1 protein-coding gene and 1 pseudogene are annotated in these 724 nt (G+C 39.2%); both read left to right on the forward strand.

Annotation, left to right across the window (positions count from 1 at the left end):
* A pseudogene (locus tag AC1DRF_RS30890) lies at nt 1–264 on the forward strand (hypothetical protein); the annotation flags it as partial.
* 99 nt (nt 265–363) lie between these two features.
* Nucleotides 364–724 (forward strand): Rrf2 family transcriptional regulator (locus tag AC1DRF_RS30895; protein ID WP_477742687.1); only part of this gene is annotated, 361 nt, incomplete at its 3' end.

Here is a 724-nt window from a genome sequence, read left to right on the forward strand (position 1 = left end):
ACTAGTATTGAATTAACTCCAAAAGCAAAAGCAGATAAAAATGGCGTTTATGAACAAGATGGAGACGAGCGTAAAATTGTAGGTGTTTTTATAGAAGAAAGTAACAAACATATAACGGTAAAAGTTCCAAACGGCAAAAAAACGTATCAAAAAAGCACAGACTTTGAAAAAGAAGAAAAGGGCAGTTTAAAAGAAAAGACGGTATACCTTGAAATCAACTCAGCTAATGAAGTAGAAAGTATAGAAAAAGAAGACCGTGAATAAATAAAGCTACAGTTCTTCTTTCCCTCCTTGCTCTCTTGACTTTTCCAACTGTGTCACTTAACGTTACAGTAGAGAAAGAAAAAAGGTGGTTTATGGAAGATGAACAGTGAATTTACCATTGCCGTGCACAGCTTAGTGTTCCTAGCAAATTTACCAGATCACCGAGCAAGCAGTGAATCGATTGCTTATAACATCTGTACCAATCCTGCACGGGTTCGGAAAATAATGAGTACACTCAGAAAAAACAACTTGGTTCGGACAAAAGAAGGGCTAGGCGGCGGTTATACTTTAGGCTGCAGCCCTGCTGAAATAAGTCTTGGATTGATTTACCGGGTTATATCGACAGGAACGCTGAAGCCTCATTGGTGCAGCGGCGACCCTGACGCTGACTGTATTGTCAAATCAAACATTCAAACAGTGATGGACGACATTTTTACAGAGAGTGAGCAAAGCGTAATCA

It is taken from the genome of Priestia sp. P5_B4 (genome assembly GCF_056400385.1).